General features: G+C 51.6%; 19 protein-coding genes. 12 read left to right on the top strand and 7 right to left on the bottom strand.

Annotated features, from left to right (window positions below):
- Positions 1-8: 8 nt before the first annotated feature.
- Complete coding sequence (locus BLW68_RS17275; protein ID WP_092796040.1) at positions 9-2063, bottom strand: tetratricopeptide repeat protein; 2055 nt, start codon at positions 2061-2063, stop codon at positions 9-11.
- A gap of 53 nt (positions 2064-2116) precedes the next feature.
- On the bottom strand, positions 2117-3067 hold the full coding sequence (locus tag BLW68_RS17270; RefSeq protein ID WP_092796038.1) for a D-2-hydroxyacid dehydrogenase: 951 nt from the start codon (positions 3065-3067) through the stop codon (positions 2117-2119).
- A 142-nt stretch (positions 3068-3209) separates the two neighbouring features.
- On the opposite strand from BLW68_RS17270, the gene BLW68_RS17265 reads away from it, so the two are divergent.
- The gene (locus tag BLW68_RS17265) at positions 3210-3449 is read left to right on the top strand and encodes a DUF2798 domain-containing protein (protein WP_092796037.1); all 240 of its coding nucleotides are present in this window, start codon (positions 3210-3212) and stop codon (positions 3447-3449) included.
- A 12-nt stretch (positions 3450-3461) separates the two neighbouring features.
- Here BLW68_RS17265 and BLW68_RS17260 read toward each other — a convergent pair whose 3' ends face one another.
- Positions 3462-5795: a putative bifunctional diguanylate cyclase/phosphodiesterase gene (locus BLW68_RS17260; protein ID WP_092796035.1), complete on the bottom strand. Its 2334-nt coding sequence runs from the start codon at positions 5793-5795 to the stop codon at positions 3462-3464.
- 195 nt (positions 5796-5990) lie between these two features.
- Between BLW68_RS17260 and BLW68_RS17255 the strand changes: the two genes are divergently transcribed.
- From BLW68_RS17255 to BLW68_RS17245, 3 genes are all read left to right on the top strand, one after another.
- The gene (locus BLW68_RS17255; RefSeq protein WP_092796032.1) at positions 5991-8267 is read left to right on the top strand and encodes a patatin-like phospholipase family protein; all 2277 of its coding nucleotides are present in this window, start codon (positions 5991-5993) and stop codon (positions 8265-8267) included.
- 107 nt (positions 8268-8374) lie between these two features.
- Positions 8375-9304 carry an ABC transporter ATP-binding protein gene (locus tag BLW68_RS17250; RefSeq protein ID WP_092796029.1) on the top strand — a complete coding sequence of 310 codons (930 nt, stop codon included), beginning with the start codon at positions 8375-8377 and terminating at the stop codon, positions 9302-9304.
- Entirely contained in the window at positions 9301-10479 is a 1179-nt protein-coding gene (locus BLW68_RS17245) for an ABC transporter permease (protein WP_092796026.1), read from the top strand. The genes BLW68_RS17250 and BLW68_RS17245 overlap by 4 nt, the downstream gene beginning before the upstream one ends.
- On the opposite strand, the gene BLW68_RS17240 is transcribed toward BLW68_RS17245, so the two are convergent.
- On the bottom strand, positions 10480-11658 hold the full coding sequence (locus BLW68_RS17240; RefSeq protein WP_092796024.1) for a substrate-binding periplasmic protein: 1179 nt from the start codon (positions 11656-11658) through the stop codon (positions 10480-10482). It abuts the gene before it with no gap.
- 126 nt (positions 11659-11784) lie between these two features.
- Here BLW68_RS17240 and BLW68_RS17235 point away from each other — a divergent pair, with 126 nt between their 5' ends.
- The gene (locus tag BLW68_RS17235) at positions 11785-12093 is read left to right on the top strand and encodes a hypothetical protein (RefSeq protein WP_218141401.1); all 309 of its coding nucleotides are present in this window, start codon (positions 11785-11787) and stop codon (positions 12091-12093) included.
- A gap of 58 nt (positions 12094-12151) precedes the next feature.
- Here BLW68_RS17235 and BLW68_RS17230 read toward each other — a convergent pair whose 3' ends face one another.
- Positions 12152-12613, bottom strand: a complete 462-nt coding sequence (locus BLW68_RS17230; RefSeq protein ID WP_092796019.1) for a tellurite resistance TerB family protein — start codon at positions 12611-12613, stop codon at positions 12152-12154.
- A 182-nt stretch (positions 12614-12795) separates the two neighbouring features.
- Between BLW68_RS17230 and BLW68_RS17225 the strand changes: the two genes are divergently transcribed.
- From BLW68_RS17225 to BLW68_RS17215, 3 genes are all read left to right on the top strand, one after another.
- Positions 12796-13617: a M90 family metallopeptidase gene (locus tag BLW68_RS17225; RefSeq protein ID WP_092796016.1), complete on the top strand. Its 822-nt coding sequence runs from the start codon at positions 12796-12798 to the stop codon at positions 13615-13617.
- Positions 13618-13709: 92 nt separating this feature from the next.
- On the top strand, positions 13710-14771 hold the full coding sequence (locus BLW68_RS17220) for an efflux RND transporter periplasmic adaptor subunit (protein WP_092796014.1): 1062 nt from the start codon (positions 13710-13712) through the stop codon (positions 14769-14771).
- Between the two features lie 3 nt (positions 14772-14774).
- Positions 14775-17972, top strand: coding sequence for an efflux RND transporter permease subunit (locus tag BLW68_RS17215; RefSeq protein WP_092796012.1), 3198 nt, complete (start codon positions 14775-14777; stop codon positions 17970-17972).
- On the opposite strand, the gene BLW68_RS17210 is transcribed toward BLW68_RS17215, so the two are convergent.
- Positions 17902-18090: a hypothetical protein gene (locus BLW68_RS17210; RefSeq protein ID WP_092796178.1), complete on the bottom strand. Its 189-nt coding sequence runs from the start codon at positions 18088-18090 to the stop codon at positions 17902-17904. The two genes, BLW68_RS17215 and BLW68_RS17210, sit on opposite strands and share 71 nt — an antisense overlap.
- Before the next feature lie 136 nt (positions 18091-18226).
- Here BLW68_RS17210 and BLW68_RS17205 point away from each other — a divergent pair, with 136 nt between their 5' ends.
- From BLW68_RS17205 to tmpT, 4 genes are all read left to right on the top strand, one after another.
- Positions 18227-19198, top strand: a complete 972-nt coding sequence (locus BLW68_RS17205) for a calcium/sodium antiporter (protein ID WP_092796010.1) — start codon at positions 18227-18229, stop codon at positions 19196-19198.
- Positions 19199-19230: 32 nt separating this feature from the next.
- A complete protein-coding gene (locus BLW68_RS17200; RefSeq protein ID WP_092796008.1) occupies positions 19231-21507 on the top strand; it encodes an exonuclease domain-containing protein in 2277 nt (758 codons plus the stop codon).
- A gap of 12 nt (positions 21508-21519) precedes the next feature.
- Positions 21520-22020, top strand: a complete 501-nt coding sequence (locus BLW68_RS17195) for a GNAT family N-acetyltransferase (RefSeq protein ID WP_092796005.1) — start codon at positions 21520-21522, stop codon at positions 22018-22020.
- Positions 22021-22146: 126 nt separating this feature from the next.
- Entirely contained in the window at positions 22147-22800 is a 654-nt protein-coding gene (tmpT, locus tag BLW68_RS17190; protein ID WP_092796002.1) for a thiopurine S-methyltransferase, read from the top strand.
- A gap of 445 nt (positions 22801-23245) precedes the next feature.
- Here tmpT and BLW68_RS17185 read toward each other — a convergent pair whose 3' ends face one another.
- On the bottom strand, positions 23246-24451 hold the full coding sequence (locus BLW68_RS17185) for an IS4 family transposase (protein ID WP_092796000.1): 1206 nt from the start codon (positions 24449-24451) through the stop codon (positions 23246-23248).
- Between the last annotated feature and the right edge of the window lie 113 nt (positions 24452-24564).

The following is a 24564-nucleotide window of genomic DNA, read 5'->3' as shown; positions in this document are numbered from 1 at the left end:
TTAACTGCTCAGGTTAGCTCGTCAGCAGCACTGGCGGGCAGCAGCTTGTTATTGCAGCTAAGTTCAATACTCCCCAGCCGGATCGCATTGAGTAAGTCTTGCCGTACCATATTGCTGTGCCATTCACAGGCTCTGGCCGCTTTGCCATGCAGCGCCAGTAGCCACAGCTGCTGCTGTGGCGGCAAAGTAGCTGCCAGTGCCCAGCTTAACCAGAAAGCTTCAGGCAGGGCGTTAAGTTCAGCCAGTTGCCAGGGCGTATCTGACAACTGCTGCAATGCCAGCCTTAAGCTAATAAAGGGTTGGCTGGCAAAGTGCTCCGGCAGCAAAGCCTGTAGCTGTGCCGACAGCTGTTGTTGCAACGCTTTGGCAGTATCGTCGTCGGTATGCAAAGCCAGCCATAGCACATCATCGTTAACGCAGCTGGCAGCTAGCTGGCTGCAATCCAGTTGTTGTATAAAGGTCTGCACCGCCTGCTGCAAGCGTTGTTCACCAAACTGTAATTTTAGCTCTGTTATTGCCGCTGGCGTAAACGCCAGGATATGCAGCGTGGTCTTTGCCGCCTGATGTTGTGTACGCTGACAAAAGTTGTGCCAGCCGGCAGAGGTGAGTTTTACGGCGCTTTGAGTTACCGGTTTGCGCCTTTTGCGCCAGACTAAAGCTAACACCACCGCCAGAAACAACACCAGTACTGCCTGCGCCAGCAGTTGGCTATAGCGTCGTTGTTGCTGCAATTGCTGTTGCAGTTGTGTCAGTTCAGTTTGGTGCTGGCTGGCTGCGGCAACCTGGCTGAGGCCGTTATTAATTAAATCCAGTTGCAGTTTATTTTGCTCGGTAAATTGCTCAAAACGCTGGGTACTGGCTTGCTGCATGCTGGTGTAGGCAAGTTGCCAGTTGCCCTGATGTGCCGCCAGCTTAGATACCAGCTCGTTGTAGCGGTATTGTATGTAAGCCGCCGACTGCGGAATATGCGGCAGCAGTTCTGCTATCAGGCTATTGGCATCGGCGTATTGCTGCCGGCGAAACAGCAACTCAGCCAAAGCTAAGCTACTTTCATACAGGTAAGTCTGCACGTTTTGCTGGCGGAATAATTGCACGGCGTCATTAAAATACTGCAATGCCAGCTCATCATGTTGTTGTAACACTGCCAGCCGGCCGAGACCCTGCAGCGCCATACCCACCCGGAGTAAATCATCTTGCTGTTTGGCCAGTGTCAGCGCTTCGTTCAGATATTGGCTGGCCTGCTCTGCAGTAGCGGTATCTTCCAGATAGGTTTCGCCAATAAACATCAGGGTGTAGGTATAGTTAGAGTGGCGCTGCAGTTTCTGATAACGTTCTTTTGCCTGCAGCAAGTGAGCCAGAGCATGTTTGTGATCTTCAATTTTGCGGTACGCTATGCCGAGGCGAAAGTGAATAGAGGCCAGAGCTTCGTCGTCCTCTAACCGGGTTGCCAGTTGCAACGCCAGATTAAGATTCTGATAAGCCTGATTATAGGCGTTGTTTTGTAGTGCCAGCCTACCCAGTGTAATGCGGGCTTTCAGTTCAGCCTCAGGCTGTTGTCCGGTTAATGCCAGTGCCAGGCTCTGCTCGGCATAAGGAATGGCTTTTTGCACATTACCCAACTGATTGTAAGCCTGAGCAAAGTTTTGCAGCACATCGCTGTACAGTTGCTGGCTAAAAGGATCGGTTTCGTTTTGCAGTATTAATTCGGCCCGTTCCAACTGGGTAATTGCAATGGCAGTGTCGCGGTATAACATGCCGTAAATTTGTGCCTTTAATAAGTAAGCCTGTGCCTGTAAATACGGCGGCGCCGGGTTTTGCAGCACGCGCTCAGCGGCATCCATCGCGGCGTCTTTATTACGCAAACGCAACTGCGTCAAACCCAGCACCAGCCAGTCTTCGCTACTGAAAGATGTCGTTGGTTGCGACAGCAATTGATTGCTGACTTGTTCGGCATTGCTGCTGGCCTCATTCAAGCGCAGTTGTAAGCGCTCAGAGGCCTGTGCTGTAAACGTCAGCACGATGTATAGCAGAGCTATACACAGCTGGGTAGTACGTAATGGCATAATGATAACTGTTTTTATTTTTATCGCAGTTTAGCCTTATTTAACCCCGGCAGCTACACCTGATACCGGGGGCTGCCTTGCATAAAGGCCTGTATGTTGTCTGCCAGCTGTAACACCATGCGCTGGCGGGCCTCCGCGCTGGCCCAGGCCATATGCGGGGTAATTAGCAGGTTGGGTAAATTGGCGCGGATCAGTATATTGTCTGGTGCAGGTGGCTCTTGTGTTAATACATCCAGCGCCGCGCCGCCCAGGGTACCGTTTTGCAAGGCATTAAGCAGCGCGGCTTCATCAATCAGGCCGCCACGGGCAGTGTTAATCAGCAGGGCGTTAGGCTTAACCGCAGCAAAAACCTCAGCGTTAAACAGCTTTTCGGTGGCAGTTGTCAGCGGGCAGTGCAGCGATATTACATCGGCCTGTGCCAGCGCGTCGGTAAAAGGCACTCTGCCCGGGCGACAAGCAGTAGCGCCCGGCTGCTCGGCAATAATCAGTTGCATACCAAATGCCTGCGCCAGCGCTGCACTGGCCTGCCCCAGGGCACCATAGCCCACTACCACAAAGTTTTTATTGGCCAGTTCAGTTACCGGGTAATCCAGCAGACAAAAGTGTTTACTCCGGCTCCATTTGCCTTCCAGCACCGCCTGATGGTATTGCTGAACTTTGTTGGTAAGTTGCAGTAACAGCGCAAAAACATGCTGTGGCACAGCAGTGTCGGCGTAGCCACGCACGTTACAGACGGTAATGCCCAGCTGGCGGGCGGCGGCAAGATCCACATTGTTTACCCCGGTAGCGGCAACGCAAATCAGCTTTAAACCGGGTAAGGCCTTTAGCATCTCTGCCGTCAGCTCTACCTTGTTAACGATAGCAATACTGGCCTGTTGCAAGCGGCTGACTACCTGCTGTGGTGTGGTGTAAGGATAGCACTGCAGGGGGGTACTGCTGCTGCGTAACGGCGATAAGTCGGCATCGCCCATAGTGTCTGTATCGAGAAAAACCATAGTATGCATAATCTTGTCCTGTTAATGCAGCCGACGTTATTGTTCTGGCGCGTTATACCAGCGCTTTGGCGAGTGGTAAACCGTTATGATACTGAATTATGCTAAAGTCGCATGCAAACAAACCCCTATCTTATTGTGTGGAGCCTGGCTCATGTTTCCAATGCGTTTTCAGCCGTTTATTTTTGCCTTTATTATGTCTGGCTTTATGGCATTTCTGATGTCAGGCATTTTGACATTTATTAATTTGGGTTGGTTTGATGCGTTTATTGTTGCCTGGCTTAAAGCCTATTTGTATGCCCATGCCTGTGCTTTTCCGCTGGTATTTATTTTTGCGCCGCTAAGTCGCAAGATTACGGCAAAGCTGGTTAAAGCGGATACCCGCGCGGCTTAATAGCATACCGTATTATTTAACTGTTTGGGCATTAAGCCAATGCGGATGATTGCTGGTATAGTGTTGTAACCAGGTTGCAAAAGCGTCGGCCTGCAGCGGCCGGGAAAAATAATAACCCTGCACTTTATCGCAACCACATTGCTGCAGTTTGGCCAGCCCGGCCTGATTCTCCAGGCCTTCAGCGGTAACAACAAAGCCCAGGCTGTGCGCCAGTTGTGTTGTCGCAGCAACTATCAGGGCATCATTGCTGTTATGGTCGATATCTTTGATAAAAGCCCGGTCAATTTTAAGTTCATGCACCGGCAATTGCTTCAGATAAGCCAAAGATGACTGGCCGGTACCAAAATCGTCAATCGCCAGCGTTATGCCCAGGCCTCGTATGCGTTGCAACTGGGCTATTACCGTTGCAGCATCCTGCATAATAGCGCTTTCGGTAACTTCCAGTGCTAATGCCGCAGCGCTTAACTTATATTGTTGTAATTGGGCATTAATATTGTCGGCTAAAGCCGGGTTTAGCAGATCATGTACCGACAGGTTTACCGCTATTTGCAAGCGTAGCCCTTGTTGCCACCATTTTGCTGTTTGCGCGATGACCTGTTGTAGCATCCAATCCGAAATCAGGCTGATATTGCCGGAGTGCTCTGCCAGACGAATAAACTCGTCCGGGGCAATCAGGCCCAGTTTGGGATGTTGCCAGCGGATCAGAGCTTCTGCGCTGCTGCATTGCTGTGAAGCGAGATCAATTTTAGGCTGATACACAGCATAAAACTGGCCATTGTGCAGTGCTTCAGGCAGGTCGCGGATCAACATCAGTTCACGCTGGTGGCTTTCATCCTGGCCTTGCAGATAAATAGCGGTGCGCTGTGGTGTTTGCCGGGCGTTGTCCAGAGCAATATCTACCCGGCGCAGGGCGTCATTTACGTTGCTTTGCTGGCAGAAAAAATGATAAATACCAATACAAAGTTTCAGATTAATTTGCGAGTTAGCTAACTGATACCCCTCACCCAAAGCCGCCAGCTTGGCACGCACCTGGCCTTCGGTTAGTAAGGTATTGTATACCAGTAAAAATTCATCACCGCCCAGCCGAGCCAGCATTACCGGTAGTTCGGGCCCCAGTTTTAGCCGCCTTGCTAACTGTTGCAGCAATATATCGCCATTACTAAACCCCAGCACATCATTAATATGTTTAAACTGCTGAATGTTAATTTGCAGCAGGCTGCCGTCGCTGCTGGCCAGCAGGTCTGGCAATAAGCGTTCTACTGCTGTGCGGTTATATAAGCCGGTCAGAGAGTCGTGTTCGGCATTAAACTGCAATTGTTGTTCACGCTGGCGTATATCATGCTGCATGGCGCTAAGGGTGCGGCTAAGCAAAGCCACTTCATCGTTGCCCCGTACCGGAATGGTTTCATCAAACCCCTGGCCGATGCGCCTGGCAAAATAGCTTAGCGCTTTAAGGGGTTGGGTAATGCTACGGGCAAAAATAATACCTGCCAGCAGGGTGAGTGATAACGCCGCACCGAAAATAAGCAGCAGTTGATGGCGAAACTGCTGATAACTGCTAAGCCAGCGCTGATTGGATAAATGCTGTACTGCCCATAACTGCTGTTGCTGATCCAGTGGCATTGCCAGTGAAATATAGTCCTGCTGCGGATTATTGTGTGGGATCCCGGCGTCGTTAATCAGCGTATCCAGCAGTGCCGGCAGTTGTTGCTGATAGACACTGTCCAGAGTTGAGGTATAGATCTGATAGCCTTGCGCTTGTTTGGCCACAAAGCTGATATCCAGATCGGTTATGCCGCGGATTTGTTTGGCTAAGGTACTATCGAGCGGAAAACCCATGCCAACCCAGGCAATTAACGCCGGCGCCCTTACCGGGGCCAGCACCAGCTGATAGGGCTGGCCGGCCAAATGCAAAATATCGTTCACCGCAGCGGCATTATGGCCCTGTGTTTGTTGAAATAACGGCGCTATATCGGCGGCTTTAATTGTACTATCCGAGCTAACCAGTAAAGCGCCGCTGGGCGACAGCAGCAGGGTAAGGCTGGCATTAATACGATTACCATGGTTGGCCAGCACCGACTCTATGGTTTCCTGCTCTGCAGTGGCTACCGCATTGCGAAAACCAAAGTCGGTAGCCAGAATCTGCACACTGCTGCTTAACTGGCTGGCTCTGTTATTCAGTGCTTCACGCAGTACTTTACTGGCCACGCGAAGAATATGTCCGGCCTGCAATTCACTGTCGCGTTTCATCGCGCTAAGCGTAGCCAGCCCGGTAGCAGTTGCCAGCAGGCTTAACAATACCAACAGAATAAGTATCAGTTTTGTGCGTAAAGAGCTGAATGTCATCAGAGCTTAACTATGTTTATTAAAACGACAATAAGGTTCAGCAAAACAGCACGACGAACAGGAGCGCCACAACGAAAGAATAAGGCATAATGCTGGACACCAAATTGAAAATTTTATTAACAATAGCAATAAGCCAGAGCAGGCTCAAATAAAAACTGGTGATAAAGTAGCGCTAATGAGACGGACAGATAGCAAATGAAGACAGGGTTAAGCATACAACTGGCATTGTTACTGCTGATTATTACATTACATTATAGCCCTGCTGCCAGTGCCACTGATATTTGTCAGCAGGCCAGGCAGCAGCAACGGCCTTGCGTGGCGTTGGTGTTGGGCGGCGGTGGTGCCCGGGGTGGTGCGCATCTGGGGGTTATCGAGCAACTGGAACGGCAGCAAATACCGGTTGATCTGGTGGTGGGCACCAGTATTGGCGCCTTTATTGGCGGTTTGTATGCCAGCGGCCATAGTGCCAGCGAAATTGCTGCCCGGCTGGAAAATACCCCCTGGGCTGATGGCTTTCGTGATCGGGTGTACCGTGATGAAATGCCGCTGCGGCGCAAACATAAAAGCGACGACTTACCGGTAAATCTGGATCTGGGTGTATCGGAACAAGGCGTACGCTTACCCAAGGGGATTTTAAGCGGCCAGGCGCTGGCGGAAATTCTGCACGGCACCTTTGGAGCTTTTGCTAACCTGAAACATTTTGATGATTTACCGGTACCCTTTCGCGCCGTGGCAACCGATTTACTTACCCAGGAAGAAGTGATTCTCAGCGATGGCAGCCTGGTACAGGCCATTCAGGCGTCAATGAGTCTTCCGGGCGTGGTGCGGCCGCTGGAATTAAACGGTAAGTTGCTGGTAGACGGTGGTGTGGTAAATAACCTGCCAATCAGTGTGGCACGGCAACTAGGGGTAGACCGCATTATTGCCGTTAGTATTGATTCGCCGCTGCTGCGCCGCGAGCAGATGGAGTCAGCCTTTAGTGTTACAGAGCAACTTACCAGTTTTCTGGTGCGGGCCGGGGTGCAACAGCAAATGCAGTTGCTGACCGAGCGCGATCTGTTGCTGCAACCGGATTTGGTGAATATCAGCACGCTGGATTTTGGTAATATTGCCCAGGCTGTGCAATCAGGGCGGCAAAGTGCCATTCGTTTTGTGCAGGCACTGGCCGATTTCAGCCAGCCACAACGAGTCTATCGCGAATGGTTCAGCCGGTTTGCCAAGGCCGATGCTGCGGCCATTAAAATTGACCACATAACGCTGCAAAATGATTCCCGCCTCAGTGATGAGCTGTTACTGGCCCGGCTGGAGCTGCAGCCAGGCGATTTTTATACCGAGCGTAGTATCCGCCGCGGTTTACGCCAGATGTATGGCCTGGACACCTTTGAGCGCGTTACCCAACACCTTACCGTAGACGATAACGGTGAAACCCTGTTAACGGTGCGGGCCGAAGAAAAAAGCTGGGGGCCGGGATATATGAATTTCCGCCTGATGTTTGAAGATGATTTTCGCAATAACCATCAGTACCAGCTGGCTGCCGGTTATACCCGCAGCAATTTGTCTCCCTGGGGTGCAGAGTGGCACTCTGAGCTGGCACTTGGCAGCAACAAATACCTGCATACCGAACTATACTGGCCGCTGGCCGACAGTGGTTTTTATACTGAAGCCAGTTATCATCACCGGCGCGATACGCAGCCTCTACAGGATACCCAGGCGTTATCTGCCGGCGAGCTGAAAAACACAGAAAACGGCCTGCTGCTTAGTGCCGGCTGGAATATTTCGGATCACGCCCGGCTGCAACTGGGCTGGACACTGCGCGACGGTAAATATCTGTTGCCCAGCCTGTATGCCAGCCAGCTGGGCAGCGACACTGTCAGTTACCAGCGCAACGGGCCTGAGGTGCAGTTAATCTGGGATACCCTGAACAGCCGCAGTTTTCCGACCCGTGGTATCCGTTTGGCCAGTAACTACCGCTTTCTTAACGACGATGCCATGGGCACCGAGGTATCCAGCAAAAGCAGCAGTACCGAACTGCTGGCCGCGAAAAGCTGGCAGCAGCATACGCTGCGCACCCGCTGGCGCTTTGATCATTACAACACCGATGAAGACAGTTTTGCCCTGGAGCAGTTTAATCTGGGCGGTTTTCTGAATTTGTCCGGTTACCCGGCCGATTCGCTGTTTGGCAGCCAGATCCAGTTTGGCAGCCTGGTATATCTGTACCGGCTTACCGAGCAGAAGATCTCATTTTTTAACGCGCCGCTGTATTTGGGCACCTCACTGGAGCGCGGCCGGGTGCGTAAAGATCTGTTTGGCGCCTCAGGCGGTGCAGACGCCACCAACTGGCTGTGGGCGGGTAGCGTATTTCTGGGCTGGGATACGCCGCTGGGGCCACTGTATTTTGGCGTAGGTATGGCCGAGCAGGGTGAGTCTGATTACTCTGATGCGGTGTATCTGTCGTTTGGCAAACACTATTAATACCGCGGTTAATAGCGGGGTTTTACATATTTGCTCACACTTTGCCGTTGGAATAGACCGCTTTGCCGGTGATAAGCTTGCCGCTACGTTATTAACAGGAAACCTACATGCAGTTAATTGTTACCGCTATTAATAAAGCCTACAGCTCGGTGCAGGCTGTGAAAAATGTCAGCTTTCATATTAACAGCGGCGAAATTTTTGCCTTGTTAGGCCCAAATGGCGCCGGTAAATCTTCCATTATCCGTATGCTGGTAGGTATGACCAAGCCTGACAGCGGCAGCATTATGATCAGTTATCAGAGCCAGCATTACGACCATGTGCCACGCCGCCTGCTGGGTTACCTGCCGGAAGACAGAGGCCTGTACCCGGACAAAAGCATAGAAAAAAACCTGCTGTATCTGGCGCAGCTCCATGGTTTAAGCAAAAACAAAGCCCTCAGTGAAATGGAATACTGGCTGGACGTATTTGAACTGACAGCGCGGCGTCACGACGAGTTAAAACAGCTGTCGAAGGGCAATCAGCAAAAGGTACAACTGATTGCTGCCGTATTGCACCAGCCGGCGCTGGTTATTCTGGACGAACCCTTCTCCGGGCTTGATCCGATCAACCAGGAAAAAGTCGTGCTGTTTTTACAGCAACTAAAAGCCAAAGGCATGACAGTGATCTTAAGCGCCCACCAGATGGCAATGGTAGAAAAGCTGGCCGACCATATGCTGCTGATGGCACAGGGCCAGGTTGTGCTGGCCGGTACCTTGCAGCAAATTCAGCAACAAAGCCAAAATCAGCGTCAGATGAAAGTGGGCTTTAGCAGCGAGGTAAATCTGGCGCAGTTAGAGCAACTGGACGCTATTGTCAGTGTGCAACAACTGCAGGCGCGGCATTATCTGCTAACGCTGGCAGAGCAGGCCAGCGTGTCGGATGCTCTGAAACAGCTACTGCAATACGGTGAGCTGACCCTGGTAGAAATGCAGTCGGCCGATTTACATCAGTTATACCTGGCGGCAATGGCCAGGCATAAACCGGAGGTAGCGCTATGATATCGCGGCAAAGTTTAATTGTGGCCAGGTGGGAGTTTTTACGCTTTTTTAAATGGAAACAGCAACTGGTGTCGTACTTGCTGATGCTGGCCGTCATTGCTGCAATAGCATTGTGGAGTTTTTTTACCGATGAGAGCCAGCAGCAATATCGCATTGCAGTGCCACAAGAGCTGCAAATAACCAACACAGAGCAATTTCAGTTTCAGCGCCCCGGCATAGCGCTGGAAACACAACTTATGCAGATGCAAAGCGATGACTCCTGGCATGCTGTGATCAGCCTGCAGGACGGCCAACTGATCGTGCATACTCTTACCGGTAAAAAATGGTTGCAACAGCTGGACGAAGTGCTACAAAAATATTACCGGCATCTGGCCGCACAACAAATGGGGCTGGACGGCGCACAACTGCTTGCACTGGAGCAACCGGTACAGATTGAAACCCGTTATCTGGATCAAGCCTACAAAGGCAAAGACACCCCGGAAAAAATGATTGCCATCGGCGCGTTAATTTTGCTGTTTGTCGGCTTAAGTACGGCCTTTGGCCAGGTGCTGGTTAGTATTACCGGTGAGAAACAGCAGCGGGTAACCGAACAACTGTATGCCATAGTAACACCACAGCAATGGATGGATGGCAAAGTGCTGGGGCACAGTTTCAGTGCCCTTAAAGCCATGCTTACCTCGGCTTTGGTGATGTTGCTGTCGTTTGCTGTGGTTAGCCTGTTTGCGAAGAAAACCGTCGATTTAAGCTGGCTTGATATCAGTGTGGTGCTGTGGCTTATACCGTTTGCGCTGCTGGGCGTAGTATTGTGCGCCAGCTTTATGGGCGCGATAGCGGCATCGATTGATGATCCGAACAACAGCGGTAAAAGTGCGGTAATGATGATTACCTGGCTGCCAATGATACTAACCTTTATCGTTATCGACAGCCCGGCAGGTATGGGGATGACCCTGCTTAGCTTTATACCGCTAACGTCTTTTGCTGCTATGCCGGTAAAAATGGCCATGGTAACAGTGCCCTGGTGGCAACCGCTGCTGTCGTTACTGTTACTGCTGGCCACCGTGTACTGGATGCGCCGCGTTGCTGGCCGGGTGTTTTTACGTGGTATGCAAATGTACGGTAAAGAACCGTCCTGGGGCGATATAGTGCGCTGGGCACTGAGTAATAAAGCCGAATAATCAGTTTGCCGACAGGGCGCGCTCAACATCAACACCAATGCTGAGCGCGCCGATATGGCGGCGTTGTGCATCAACCAGCGGTATGCTCAGTTTTACCTGAAAACGCCTCGTGGACTGATCATATTCCACCACATCGATAAAATAGTCACTTTGCTGGCCAAACACGCTGAGAAATGGCGTTTCATCGCCCTGCCAGTAGTCTGTTGTTATTTCGCTTATAGCCACATTAGCGCCCTGATTGTCCATCAGGATCACTTCTGTAACCAGGCCGTTATAGCTGTCTTGCCATTGGCGCAGCTGGGCTGACGCTTTAGTTTGTAATAGCTGATGCGCCAGGTCGCTTTTGTTTTGTCCCTGCTGTAATTCTTGTTGCCAAAGGGCGTCTTGCTGGCGAATGTGTGCCAGTGTTAGTGCCGCACGGTTTTGCTGTTGTACTGCGTCGAGCAAGGTTCTGTCGCGGGCCAGTTGTTGTACGCTGCCAAGCAGTAAGGTGAGAATTTGTTGCTGCTCGCTCTGCGCCAGTGCAAAAGGCGCAGAAGCACATAAATGCACAGCAGCATTAAAGTGGCGCATAAACCCCGGCTTTTGTTGTAAGCGCAATTGCGAAAAATATACTCCCAGCGGCACATAACGAAAAAAGCGTTGCTCAAACTGATCGGCTGGCAGTTTTAACCGGCTGGCGGTGTGAGTAAACTCTTCCAGATCGGCCAGCACGGCATCAATACGCCCTATGGCTAACAACTGCACCAACTGGGCAATGTCACTGACTTCTACTTCCAGTTTGTAGTGCTGGCTGTTAAACCAGTCGGCCTGATGGCTGCCCAAAATAGCGCCGTAGCGCACTTTGCCGCTGTCTGGCCCGCTATGGCGCGGATGCCAGAACCAGTACCAGTTTTCCAGAAACAACGGCGCCGACAACGTGGCATGATCATTCATTTCATCGTTGGGAATAGCGGTAAAGTAACCGTCAATACGGCCTATTTTTACTTCTTGTTTGGCCCGGCGCCAGGGCATGGGTAATAACTTATAAGGCTGCTGGGTTTGCTGCATAATGCAGTTAATTTGCTGATGGCTGGTGTTAGCACTGTTGGCAGGCACATTGGTACCCAGCAGCACTGCGCCGCCTACGTCAGAAATAACAATTAAGGTGCTGAGTGACAAAGCTAAGAACATATTCATGATCCACAGTGTCTTGTAGCTGGCACCAAGTATAGCAGCCAGTTAGCCGGGCTGGGGTTGAACTTCAGCGCCATCACCCACACTAAGGCTGTATACTTGTGGGCAAAGGCCTGAATTGAGGTAATTATGTTTTCATCGTTTAAACAGCAAGGTAGTCAGTGGCAGCAAATGTATGCCCGGCGCCAGAGTGCGGGCCCGCTGCAGCGCTTACTGGCTTGGTTAATACTGGGGCTGATGTTGCTGGCCGGTGCGGCTATTTTGGTGTTTATGCTGTTGCTAAGCTGGATTTTAATTCCAATACTGCTGTTTCGCCACCGCGCTAAAATTAAAGCCTGGCAGCAACACCAGCAAGCTGGCGCAGGCTCGGCTGGGCAATCATCTGAACAACCACGCAGTGTAATTGAAGGCGAAGTGCTGCGTAAGCGGGAAGATTAACCGGCTGAAGTTGTTAAGTGTGGCAAGCCGGTTCTTCTTCGTAAGGTGATAAAGCAGATTATTCGCCACATACAGCCAGCTTGGCCTGAATATAGTCACCGTGGCGGATAAACAATAAGTCAGCAATTTTACGCAGCATAGCTTCTTCATTCGGGTCCAGCACACCGTCGGCGTATGCCTGCTGCCATAAGCTATCCAGCAGCGCCAGCCTGGCTTCATAACTCAATTGTTTTAACTGCGCGGTAAACTGGTGCAGCGAGGTAGCGTCTTTGGCTTGCTGTTCAGCCAGTGCTACTACCGCTTTAGTGTCAGCCCCAGACAAGTTAAATTCACGTTTTACATACTGCTCTGCCAACGCCAGTTCTTCATTACTGCTGCTAAAGTCAGCGTGTGCCACCATTAGCATTAACGACACACAAGCCAGTTCGGCTTCTGTCAGGCCATAAGTTGTTTTGCTGGCGGCCGGAGCAGACAAGCCATCATTTACTTTATCAAGCAAGGTTTTAAATAACTGAAACATTGAATGTCCTTTATTAATTACTGCCATTAGAGGCCACTGCCGGAACAAAGTTCTGCTATGGCGGTTTGTTGGCTAAAGCCTGCCGAACTTGAAAAAGCATGCTCAACGCCACATTAAGCTGGTAGCAATAAACTTGCAGCATAGTGCTGGCAGCATACCGTTGCCTTAGTCTGAGGTGAAGCTTGGCTATCCTGATTACAGTGTTACTGGGCGCAGCGATCATCGCGCTGGTGCTATTATCGCCGTACTGGCAGCGTTATAAACGCAAACAACTGATGGCCAAACCCTTTCCGGCGCCCTGGCGTGATATTTTAAAACGCCGCCTGCCTTATTTTCGCGCCTTACCGGCCGATTTACAGCTGCAGCTGAAAAAACATATCCAGGTATTTGTGGCCGAAAAACAATTTATCGGCTGCGAAGGTTTAACCGTTACCGATGAAATGCGCGTAACCATAGCAGCGCAGGCCTGCTTATTGTTGCTAAACCGGCCAGATTACTACTACCCGAAACTAAAACAAATTCTGCTGTATCCTGCCGCTTTTGTGGTCAGTGGTAACAGTGCAGACAGCGCCGGGGTAATGCATGAACAGCGCCGGGTGCTGTCGGGCGAATCCTGGGGCCTGGGCAAGGTTATTTTAAGCTGGGCCGACACGCTAAACGGTGCTGCGAACCCTTGTGATGGCCGCAATGTGGTGATCCATGAGTTTGCTCATCAATTGGATCAGGAAAAAGGCATTGCCAATGGTGCGCCGCTGCTTGAGCGCAGCAGCGACTATCAGCAGTGGTCCGGCATTATGGCAGCCGAATTCAACACCTTGCAGCTGCAGGCAGTAAAAGGTGAGGGCAGTTTGTTTGATCACTACGGCGCCACTAACCCGGCCGAGTTTTTTGCGGTAATAAGCGAAGTATTCTTTGAACAGCCGCAGCAGCTATCTGCGCTACACCCGCAGCTGTATCAGCAGTTGAGCCGCTTTTACCGGCTGAATCCGCTTAGCTGGCACTAAGGTTATAACTAACAAAAAAGTGATCTGAAACCCGCTTTACGGCATACTCTCTAGCTTATTAAGAACAGTTCTTATTTGGTTAGGGATGCGTTATGCGTTGGTTGATAGCAACAGCTTTGCTTTGCAATACAGTGTCAATAATGGTGCAGGCTCAGGAGCAAGTGCCGGTACGGGTAGCTATGCCGCAGGAACAGGGCCTGTCAGAGCAATTGGTACTCAGCGGTAGCTTAACCGCGCAGCAGGATGCCAGTTTGTCCAGCCGCACCGCCGGTTTAGTGGCCGAATTGCTGGTTGATGCCGGTAGCACGGTGAAAAAAGGCCAGCCGCTGCTGAAACTGGATACCGCTCTGGCACAACACGAGCTGGCGCAGCGCCAGGCCGCATTAAGTGCGGCCCAGGTGCTGCAAACCGAGCGCCTGCGTCTGGTAACTGAAGCAGAAAAACTGACCGAGCAACAACTTTTTCCACAAACCGAATTAAGCCTGCGCCGGGCCGCACTGGCCGAGGCCGACGCTATGTTGCAACAGGCTAAAGCTGAGCAGCAGCAACAGCAGGAAATTGTCGCCCGCCATACTCTTACCGCACCTTTTGCCGGTGTTATTGCCCAGCGAACTACAGATGTGGGGGAATGGGTGGCGTTGGGTACACCGGTGTTGCAACTGGTCAGCCTTGCGCCGCTATTGCTGGATGTACAGGTACCGCAGGAGTATTTTGCCGCGCTGTCGGCACTGCGCCGTATTGAAGTACGTGCCGATATGCTGCCCGCTGAAAAACTCAGTGCTAAGCTGCTGGCCACCGTGCCGGTAGGGAGTAGCAGTGCCCGCAGTTTTCTGGCCCGGCTTGAAGTGACCGACGGGCAGCAGGTGCTGCTGCCGGGCACCTCTGCCAGCGCTACCTTTTATTTTGAGCGTGATGATGCCACGGTATTGGTAGTGCCGCCCGATGCTTTACTGCGCCACCCGGACGGTAATTTCAGCCTGTTTGCTATCCGCGATAATAAAGCCTACCGCCACAACGTTACGCTGGGCCGTAGCAGTGAGCAGGGGGTAGAAATTCTGTCCGGCCTGCCTAAAGGGCAAGCGGTGGTAGTACGCGGCAATGAAACACTGCGCGACGGCCAGGCTGTGCGCGTACTTAGCGACGATAAGGAGTAAGCCATGCTGGAAGCCGGTATTCGCCGTGGCACTATTCTTACCGTAGCGGTATTAATTATTTGCGTACTGGGCATTGTGGCAGCACTGCGTATTCCGGTGCAGATGATCCCCGATCTGGAAGTACGCACCATCAGTGTGGTAACCGGCTGGCCCGGCGCCACCCCTCAGGATGTAGAAAAAGAAATTCTAATTGAGCAGGAGCGCTATTTACGCACCCTGCCGAATTTAAAGCGCATGGTATCGCGCGCCAGTACCGGCTCGGCAGAGGTAGAGCTGGAGTTTCCTTTTGGGGTAGACGTAAACGAAGCACTGATCCGCGTCAGCAATGCGCTAAGCCAGGTATCGGCTTACCCGGAAAATGTTGACCAGCCCCGCTTATTTAGCAGTTCCTATTCCAGCAATGCTTTTATGTATTTTCGCCTGATGCCACTAAGCGGCAACCCGCTTAAGCTGGATATGGATATGCTGCGCGATTACGCCGACGACTATGTGCGGCCGCAAATGGAACGGGTGCCGGGCGTATCAGAAGTCGGCGTTAGCGGCGGTGCCGAGCGTCAGGTGCAGGTGTTGGTTGACCCGGCCAGACTGGCGCAGCGCGGCATTAGCCTGACCGACGTGCGTGACGCCATTCGTGCCCGCAACCGTGACAGCTCGGCCGGCGATATCGACAGTGGTAAGCGCCGTTATTTGCTGCGGATGGTGGGGCGTTTTGACCGTATCGACGAGCTGGAAAATCTTATTCTTACCCAGCAAGGTGATAATCAGGTGCGGCTGAAAGATGTCGCGACCATAGTGCTGGATCACTTTGAAGTACGTAATTTGTCGTTTGCCGATGGCGAACAAACGCTGGGGTTGTCGGTACGGCGTGAGCCCGGCTCAAATGTCATTAACATTAAGCAAGGCATGCTGCAGGTGGTGGAGCAAATTAACCGCGATATGCTGGCACCTAATGGCTTGCAGCTGATGCTGATAGGCGACGATGTACGCTACGTTGAAGACTCCATCGCCAATGTCTGGGTTAACCTTGCTTTGGGTGCCTCGTTGGCAACTTTTGTCATGTATCTGTTTTTACGCTCTGGCCGCGCCACGCTGGTGGGAGTGATTGGCATACCCATTTGTACCATAGCGGCGTTTTTAGGCCTGCTGGCGTTTGGCCGCACCATCAACGTTATTTCGCTGGCCGGTGTCGCCTTTGCTATTGGCATGACGGTCGATAACACCATAGTGGTGCTGGAAAGCATCGAGCAGGCACGACGGCGCGGCCTGGACCGCATTGAAGGTGCCATTGCCGGTGTGCGGGATGTCTGGCCTGCTGTACTGGCCTCTACCCTGACTACCGTGCTGGTATTTATGCCGATTTTATTTGTCGAGCAGGAAGCCGGCCAACTGTACTCCGATATCGCCATTGCCATTGCGGCGGCCATTATCGCTTCCATGCTGGTGGCGGTGTTTGTGGTACCGGCCGCCATTGCCCGGCTGGGCTTTGGTAAAAGCGCGGCTATGCACCAGGACAGCATCGGTGACACCAGCCAGAGCCTGACCCCCGGCGCTATTTTCCGCCTGGTGCAGGCGGTGATCCGTACCCGAATGCGGCGTGGCTTGGTGTTGACACTTACCGCGCTGTTAACACTGGGCGCTGCTTGGTATTTAATGCCACCGGCCGAATATTTACCCGAGGGCGAAGAACCAAAAGCTTTTTCGTCAATGATAGCGCCGCCCGGTTATAACCTGTCGGAAATGGCAGCGATAGCGAAGGAAGTCCGTACTTATCTGACGGCGCAGGTAAATGCCGATCCGGCGTTGTTTGACCGCGGTGAAACCACAATGCCATCGCTACAGTATTATTCGCTTAGTGTATCGGTAGGGCGGATTTGGGTGATGAGCGAACCGACCCGGGCGCAGGATATTGGCGCCATGATGGACGCAATAACCGAAAAATTCCGCCAGTATCCCGGTATGCGGGCATTTTCGGCACGCGGCTCAATTATCAGCAGCAATGATGGCGGCACCCGTGCGGTGGCGCTGGATATTTCCGGGCCTGATTTAGCCAGTTTATACAGTACCGCAGATGCCGCCTATGTGGCGGCAAGCCAGCTGTTTGACAATCCGCAGCTAAGCTCAGAGCCAGCGTCGTTGTCGTTGGATCAGCCGCTGATTGAAATCCGTCCGCGCTGGCAGCGTCTGGCTGAGCTTAATTTTAGTGCGGCCGATTTTGGCTTTGCTGTATCGGCGCTCAGTGATGGCGCCTTTGTCGACGAGTTTTTTCTGGCCGATGATAAAGTCGATATTTTTCTGTTTAGTAGCGCCGGCGCCGAACAAAGCCTGTCCAGATTGGCGCAAACCCCGGTATTAACGCCACAGGGCGCCATATTGCCGCTAAATAGTCTGGCAGATCTGGTTGAGGTAGCCGACAGTGACACCCTGCGCCGGGTTGACGGCCGCCGTACCGTAACGCTGTACATAGTGCCGCCGCGCGAGGTTGCATTGGAAACAGCAGTAGCCATAGTGCAGCAGCAATTGGTGCCGCAGTTACAACGCGATGGTGCGATCGCCAGCGGCGTTACGCTGGATATCTCCGGCGCTTCTGATCAACTGGATGAAACCAAAGCGGCACTCGGCAGTAACTTTGCCATCGCCATTGTATTAATTTATCTGCTGCTGGTAGCCATTTTTACTCACTGGGGTTACCCGCTGTTTATTTTGGCTACTGTGCCGTTGGGGCTGGCCGGCGCTTTGGTTGGCCTGGCGGCTGTTAATGGTGTCAGCAGTGCTTTGGCGTTGGTGGGGTTGGGCGGTTTTCATCAGCCGTTTGATATGATTACCATGCTGGGCTTTTTAATTCTGCTGGGTACCGTGGTTAATAACCCGATTTTAATTGTCGATCAAAGCCGCAACAACCTGCGTGGTGGCAAAATGGCGGTAACCGACGCGGTGCTGCAGGCGGTGGCCACTCGGCTTAGGCCGATATTAATGTCTACTGCTACCACCGTTTTTGGTTTGGCTCCGCTGGTGCTTATTCCCGGTGAGGGCACCGAGCTGTATCGCGGTGTCGGTATTATTGTGCTGTGTGGTTTGTTGTTTTCTACGCTGATCAGCCTGACATTTTTACCGGCGCTACTGATAACGGTGCTTAGCCGTGTTCAGGGAAAAACACAAAGCGGATCACCTGTGCCGCCACCAGTGCAATCATCAGCGGAATAATATAACGGCTGAGTTTGGCGGTTTTTTCCGTGTCGCGGCTGCCGTATTTTTCTGCCAGCGTAACCAGAATAAACAGCGCAGCAAACAGCAGGGCTAAAATAGTAATTAACGTGGTCATGGTGTACTCCATAGCAAGGTTGCGGCAAAGCTTAACCTGTTTAACCTTTAGTTTCAAAAAGGCCTTGCCGCCGCTTCGCGCTAAAATAACTGCATGCTATGCTGAGCAAAGTTATCCGCTAAGTTAAGGACAAAAAATGTTATTGGCAGTAGTTGCGTTAATTGCCGGTTTAGCACTGCTGGTATGGAGTGCCGACCGCTTTGTCGATGGTGCAGCCGCCACCGCCCGTTATGCCGGTATGCCGCCGTTATTAATTGGTATGCTCATTGTCGGTTTTGGTACCTCAGCACCGGAAATGGTGGTGTCGGCCATGGCTGCCGCCGACGGCAACCCAGCACTGGCGCTGGGTAATGCTTATGGTTCTAACATTACCAATATTGCGCTGATCCTGGGCCTGGTTGCCCTGCTTAGCCCCATTGCTGTGCACTCGCAGGTGCTGCGTAAAGAGCTGCCTATTTTAATGCTGGTAACCCTGTTTGCCGGTTGGTTGCTGTTTGATCATCAGCTAAACAGCTTCGACGCCTGGTGTCTGCTTGGCGTATTCTTTGTGTTAATGGGCTGGTCAATCTGGCAGGGCATGCGCAACCCGCAGGATGCGCTGGCAACCGAGATGGGTGATGAACTGGCCGACAGCAGCAAAATGACATTAAAGCAGGCCATTATCTGGTTGCTGGTGGGTTTGGTGCTGTTAATTGTTGCCTCGCGCATGCTGGTTTATGGCGCCGTGTTTATTGCCCAGGGATTAGGCGTTAGCGATCTGGTTATTGGTTTAACGGTAGTGGCCATTGGCACCTCGCTGCCCGAGCTGGCATCGTCGTTAATTGCCATTAAAAAAGGCGAGCACGATATTGCGTTGGGTAACATTATTGGCTCAAACCTGTTTAATACGCTGGCTGTGGTAGGTATAGCTGCAGCTATAGAACCAATGGCCGTTGATGCTGTAGTGCTTACCCGTGACTGGACCTTAATGGCCGTATTAACCGCAGCTGTGTTTGTTATGGGCTACGGCTATAAAAAGCAGGGCCGGATAAACCGGGTAGAGGGCGGCATATTGCTGGCGGTATTTATCGGTTATACCGGTTATCTGGTTAGTACTGTTATTGCTTAACATGACTATTGTTTAACACAGACCGGGGATTAATGGCCGCGCCGCGCAAAGAACTCGACAGTGGTTACTACCTGCAGCACTTTAACGAGCTGCTGCAGTTTGTCGCGGCGCATTATCAGGGGGTATTAACCGCCGATAGCCAGACCTTACTACGGGATTTTACCGTTTTAAGCGAAGCGGCACAGCAACTGCTGGTACGCATGCTAAACCGCAAAGGTACAGTATTTGCCGATACCGAGCTTAGCTACAGCGAAATTGGCCCGCCGGAGCCGGTGCTGGACGAGCTAAGCCAGGCCGGTTTTATTGCACCGTTAACTGAGCCTGATCTTGCTGGGTTCTGGCTGCGTTTATCTAAAGACACCTTATGGCAATTGTTGCAACTGGCAAAAGCAGAGCTGGCTAACGCTGAGCAGACACACACTGCGCAGGCCGATATCAGCAGTATTAAGAAAAGCCAAACCAAACCGCAACTGCTGGGTGCAGCCTTAAAACTGCCGGTTAACTGGCTGGCACTGATTGCCAGGCTGCCACAGCGCTATGTGGCGCTGCAAAGGCAGGATGCACTTAACTATATTTATTTCCTCTATTTTGGCCGTATCGAAGCCAATTTGGCGCTATTTACCCTGCGTGATTTAGGTATCCGCCAAACCGGCCAGTTTAAGCAGCAGTTTACCCCGCGCTTTACGCAAGCCGTGCAGGCACAGCTGGCCTATCAGCTGGCCAAAGCCAAACCGGCCATTATCGAACTTGGCAAGCAACTAAAAAAACAGCCGGATAACGCCACAGCGCTGCTAAACCAGTGGCTTAATGCGGTGGCACAATGGCCACTGCCAGACGATAACGCCTTACTGCTAAAGCGCAGCGATCGCTGTTATCAGCTGGGTAAGCTGGCCGAGCAGTATAAGCTGAACGATATCGCCATCGCGTTTTATCAGCAAAGCAATGGTTTCCCGGCCAGTGAGCGTTTAGCCCGGCTTTACGCCCAAACAGGCGACGAGCAGCGCTGCCAACAGTATTTACAGCAGTTATTAGATGACCCAAGCTGCGACGAAGAATGGCTGTTTGCCGAAGATTTTTACCGCCGTAAATTTGCTGATGACAGCAGTGGCTCTAAACCCGGGCACAAGCGCCGGTCGCAGCTTACGCAATTACTACACGATGCGCCGCTGGTAGGGGTAGACGAGTTGTATCTGGGTAAAGCCGAACAGGGCTTAATGGCGCATTACGCCGCACAGGGTTATACGGTATTTCATGCCGAGAATAACCTCTGGCTGGCGCTGTTTGGCCTGTGGTTCTGGCATGAACTGTTTGAGCATAGCGGCAGCGCACTGCATAACCCGTTTGAGCGCCGGCCACGTAACTTAGCCGCCGGCGGTTTTTATCAGCAGTTTGCCACTGATATTGAGCAAAAGCTGACGCAACTGGCTGCGCCAACAGCAGCCACCATACTGCTTAGTGCGTTAACTGCGCATTACGGTAAAGCCAACAGTCTGTTTTACTGGCACAGCGATTTGGCAGAGCAGTTACTGCCGCTACTGCAACATGCGCCCCAAGTGCAGGGTGTAAGCAGCTTAGTGCCAATACTGCGCGCCATGGCGCAGGATTTTAGCCGCCATAGCAGTGGTTACCCGGATCTGTTTCTGCTCAAAGATAACCAGCTTGAGTTTATTGAAGTAAAAGCGCCCGGCGATAAAATACAGCGCCACCAGTTAGCCCGCCTGTTAGCCCTTAACAACGCCGGCTTTAACGCGCGGATAGAAAAACTGCACTGGATAGTCGACCCCAACCGGCTATATGTGGTGCTGGATGTCGAAACCACCGGCGGCAAAGCGGGGACCGATCGCGTTATCGAAATCGGTGCAGTTAAAGTACAGGCAGGCGAGGTGTTGGCTACCTTTAGCACTCTGTTAAACCCCGGCCGTTATATCCCGTCTTTTATTACCCGCTTAACCGGTATTAACAGCGCCATGGTAGCCGATGCACCCAGCTTTGCTGATATTGCTGGCAAGCTCGCCGAATTCCTGCAAGGTGCGGTGTTTGTTGCCCATAACGCCAAGTTCGACTACGGCTTTATCCGCGCCGAGTTCGCCCGCTTAGAGCAACCCTTTGATATGCCGCAGCTATGTACCGTAGTAAATATGCGGCGCTATTATCCGGGGCTGGCATCTTATAGCCTGGGTAAGCTGTGCGAAGAGTTCGACATTAAACTCACCCACCACCACCGTGCACTGGATGATGCCACGGCTACGGTGGAGTTATTAAAGTTGATAAATGCCCGGCGGTGTACGCCACAACTTGCCATAAAATAAAACTGGTGGAACATGAAAATACATTCCAGAGCTCTGCATGACGATGATTTCAAACAAATGAGAGAGCTTCTGCTGACAGAGGGTGCTAACGAGTGGAATTACATTACCGCCGACAGTATTAACCAACAGTTCGACCTTATTCGCGAAAAAAAAGCATTAGCCGTGCTGGCCGAAGAAGATGGAATCTTTGGCTTTGCTGTGCTGATTTTAAAAAGCGCATGCCCTTCGAAATTAAGTAAATACTCTGAGTTATCATCGATTGCTTATATCGGTGATGTGGTAGTTAGCGTAACGCTTAGTGGTAAAGGAATTGGCAGCAAGCTATTGAATAAGTGCGTAGGTATCGCGCGTGAAGAACAGTGCCGTAAAGTATATATTGAGCGACACGAAGAAAATTTGGCCTCCGCTGGCATGATGCGAAAAGCCGGCTTTGAACTGGTAGAAACTTTCTATGATCCTGATAAAAGGTTTGTGGGATCAAGAAAAACGTCGGTGTTGGTAAAAGGCATATAACGTCTGTTTTAAAATCAATAGGGTCAGTGACATTGGTTTGATGTAGGCAAAAGTGGCTAACAGAAATATCAACGTTACTGACCCCATCTTGGCCCAACTGTCCACAGCAAAGTAAAAGGAGGGCGTGTGCACCCGGAGTTCTGGCAGGAAAAATGGCAAAAAAGAGAAATTGCCTTTCATCAGGCGGCGGCTAATCCCTTGCTGGTAAGTTGGTTTAATCAGCTTGAAATTGCGCCCGGCGCCACGGTTTTTCTGCCGCTGTGCGGTAAAAGCCTCGATATACACTGGCTATTGGCGCAGGGTTCTTCGGTCGTTGGCGCCGAGTTAAACGAAATGGCTGTGCAAGAACTGTTTGCGGAGCTGGGGCTAACACCCAGCGTTAGTGGCGAGGGTAACTTGCTGCATTATCGTGCGGAACAGCTGCAGGTGTTTGTCGGCGATATTTTTCAGTTGTCACAGCACACCCTGGGCGCGGTTGCCGCTATATATGACCGCGCCGCGCTGGTAGCCTTGCCGGACATTATGCGACAGCGCTATGCACAGCACCTGATAACCATCAGCCAGGGGGCGCCACAACTGGTTATTTGCTTTGAGTATGATCAAACGCAACTGGCAGGGCCGCCGTTTTCTGTTGACAGCCTGGAGATGCATGAACTCTACAGTAGTGTTTACAATCTTAACTGTCTGGAAAAGCGCGAAGTACCGGGTGGGCTAAAACGCAAGTGCCAAGCCACCGAGATTGGCTGGCTTTTGACTCCAATAGAGTCAGAGCAAAACTAAATGATGCTGAGGCATTAGGTTTAATTTTTATCTGACCCTAATAATTAGTAACATCGCCTGCTGCCCTAGCCAGAAAGGAGTTGGTTTAAAACCATGGTTCTGTCTCAGCAACGCTGCATCACTTGGACAGGCGGGAGAACAGAGGGTTTTCTGGGGCTACAAGTAGCCAGGGGCCGGATGCAGTATGTCCAGAGCCTTGATCCCGATGGGTGGCTGGTGCGATACATCGCAACCACCAAAGAGAACTAAGGTGCGACAGTTATAGGCTTGCAGGGATGAAAAGATACGCGCACTTAACCATGCGCGCGGGTTTGGTTACTCTATTGACTCCGAGAGGCTAATGGGTGACTCTAATAATTAAGGTATATCGGGCTAATTCACTATATTTCAGTGATTTGCAAAAAAAAGCGATTTTTAGCTCCGACCCTGAGGGATCCCCACGAATTCAGCTCCAACACAATCCATACTCTGCCGTTCTTTGTCTGAAGTAAAGAATGCCGGATAGCCAGTGTTTTAGGGTTATCCGAAGTTCGCTCTGATGAATTAACCTTGCCGCGATGTAACAGTAGCTGAGTACCCGTCGGTGCTTGATAGTGTTAGCCTGGAAGCGTTTGGTCAAACCCGCTTGCTCTGCCGCTACGCCAATAAAACTCATGGCAAACAGCGCTAATGTGCCAATGAGTACCAGTACCGCCAATCGTTGATGACAGCGCGATTCATGCAGCGACATGCCCAAACCAAACCGGATACTTTTTTGGTCGCGGAACCCTTCTTCAATCTGCATACGAGATGCATAGCAGTTCGCTACTGCTTGTGCCTGGGCAGCAGAACCTGTGGGCAGTGAAGTGGCCAGCAACCATGGCTCCCGCGAGGCAGCCGCCGCATCCCTGCTGGGCTTATCAAGCCGTGACTGGCCGAATCGATTGAGGAGTTTTCGGCCTTTAGCCGGTGTTTTCATCAGAACCCAGTTGGCCATCAGTGGATTGCCTCTGGTAAACATGACATTTTTTAAGCACTGTGGTTTGCTCCCGGCCTGAGCATATAGCCCTTTGCAAGGCAGCCAGTTATCGCCGTTATCAAGGGTATACAGGGTGCGGTTGCGGATGCGGCCAACATAGTCCCAATTCAAACTTAATACTTGCCGAAACCAAGGCACACGAAAGCCGGCATCGGTGACAATTATTGGTTTACACTGCTCTGGCAGCATGGCTTTAAGGTGCTGGAGAAATGCCAGATGTATCGCCGGTTTTTCTTTCCCGCATAGCGGATGGACTTGCTCATACAGCGTTATCGAGCGACCATCAAATGCTAATGACGCCCGCAATAAGAAGTGACGCCGACTGGCGTCTAAATCAGACCAATCAACCAGAATAACCGGCCTTGGCAGCGACGTAGAGACAAGTTTAACCAAAGCACCATAAATCAGCGGCAGTTCACGGTATAAATGCCCATTAGAGCAAAGCCTGTCAGCACGTTTAATTCTATGTTTTTCATAAGCTTTACCGCAAATTCCACGGCCAAGCCGGGTAATGGTTAGCTTGTTCTGATGCACTGCACTTTTCACGCACGCTTCAAGCGCCTGGCGGCGCTGACTGTGCATATTGGGCGTGACGGTTTTGACAAAACGAGTTAGCATTTGCAGAACATTCATGGCGTGTCCTTGGTAGGTTTGTTTGGCGATAGATCTGATCACTGAACGCCATGAATGTTCCTTCTGATTTCATCTTTTTGTTTTAACTAGCAATTTTGTGGGGATACCTCAGG

This window comes from Rheinheimera pacifica (assembly GCF_900108485.1).
In the GTDB taxonomy this organism is placed as follows: domain Bacteria; phylum Pseudomonadota; class Gammaproteobacteria; order Enterobacterales; family Alteromonadaceae; genus Alishewanella; species Alishewanella pacifica.
This window is presented reverse-complemented; position numbering and strand designations above follow the sequence as displayed.